General features: G+C 56.2%; 1 pseudogene. It reads right to left on the minus strand.

Features of this window, described 5'->3' with window-relative positions:
- Positions 1 to 1558, minus strand: a pseudogene (locus BGO89_05200) (hypothetical protein).
- Positions 1559 to 1819 lie beyond the last annotated feature (261 nt).

Consider the following 1819-nt stretch of genomic DNA (forward strand, 5'->3'; position numbering starts at 1 on the left):
CCGGAATGTTCGACAGATCCTGGATACCGCCGTTGACGATGCGGCCGCGAGGCGTGAATGGACGCTTCGCATAGTATTGGCCGGTCGTCGTCACCGGAGCATCCAGTGCCAGCGTACCGACTTCCTCGTTGTGCAGCGTCTGGAAGATATACTGGCCCGTGACAGGAACGCAGTTATTCCCTTCCTGCCTGTCGGTTGCATCGAGCATCTCCGCACAGACCTGGAGCGACCAGTTCGAAACGTCCTGGGCCGTGAAATTCTTGAAATCGAGAGTACGGATTTCGCTCGTACGCAACGGCTCATCGACGATCAGCGTATCGCGATAGACTTCCTGTCCACCCGGCGAGCGACGGATGATGGCGATGGCACGAATCTGGCCAAGAGAATTCAGACCGACGTTCTGCATCTGTGCCGATACCGGCAGGGCTACACCGCGGGGATACTTCCGGGGTGCTTCCATCGGCGAACGGATGGCACGAACGGCAACGTCGTTGTCGAAGGCGATGTTGAATTCACGCCTGTGCGTCAACGTTCCGCCCGCACTGGCATAGGTAGCATCGAGTACGTAGACACCACCCTGGATGGCCGTAAGATTCAGGATGCCGTTCGGACCTGCGGCAGGGCCAACGGCATTCGGTATTTCGAATGTATAGAGTCCATTAGATGCAGCGACGTACGACATCACGCTGCTCGCTCCCTGACGTCCCTCGTAGATGATGTTGTTGGACGGCAGAGGACCGGATATCCGGTACGTCAGGCTGACGTTCTGGCCTGCGGACTGGAAGAAGGACAGCGAAGGGCGCGGAAATTCGGGTGTCGAGCCGTCATATACGGCACCAGCCCTGAGTACGCGGCGCGGGTCGACGTCGTCCGGGAACGAATGGTCGATACCGGCCATACCGATACGAACGACGGGGCGCTGCGTGTAGCGTCCCGTATACCAGGTAACACCACTGCAATAGTCGACACCGTTCGCGACGGCCCAGCCCATCGTCAGGAATCCAGGTACGACGTTGGTGTACTCGAATTCAGGAAAGACGAAGGTCGTGGCATTACGATAGGTACAGATCTCGAAGAGGATGTGCTTGGCACCGTCCCACTGCATGGGTGCGGAGAACGGGAACTTCACCCATGTCGGTGTGTTGGCGACCGTCGGGAAATCGACGGATGAGCTCTCGAAAACGGTCGTGAAGCCGTTGTTCTCCATCGGATACGGAACGTCGGGAGCGGTGACGAACTTCACCTTGAGCGTGAATCGGCGTCCGGTATACGGTGTGATGTTCCGGAAGTTGAAGGACATCGACTCCATGAGACCCGGCATCATGCCGTATGCGGCAGCTTCCGATGCACGGATGAGTACCTGCGTACGATTCGTCCAGTAGTTGTCACTGAACGGGTTCGGATTAGCGACAGCTCGCCAGAACCGGCTACTTCCGGAACCACCGGAAATCTCGGTATAGAGCTGAGCTCTTGCATCTCTGGGACATAAGAATCCCAATAACGCAACAGCAAGAATCGCCGCTATCTGTATATGCGGACGAAGGATCGAACGGTTCATAAGTTGTTGCACCAAATACAGTGAATGAAACCGAATTCTAGCCTGATCGTTCACCCGAAACGGGTCATAGCACCTGGACAAACCGAACTGTGTCGTGTGTAGTTCGAACTACATGCATGGAATGGAGTATGGCCTCTGGTCATCGACCAGGCCGAATCGTGACAGCCCATGCACAGGCCGAACTGGATTGTAGTCGCTCGTACATTCATCGGGATCGGATTGTAGTCATCCCGAATACGCATACGAACAGTTCATGGCAAC

It is taken from the genome of Candidatus Kapaibacterium thiocyanatum (genome assembly GCA_001899175.1).
Lineage (GTDB): Bacteria > Bacteroidota > Ignavibacteria > Kapaibacteriales > Kapaibacteriaceae > Kapaibacterium > Kapaibacterium thiocyanatum.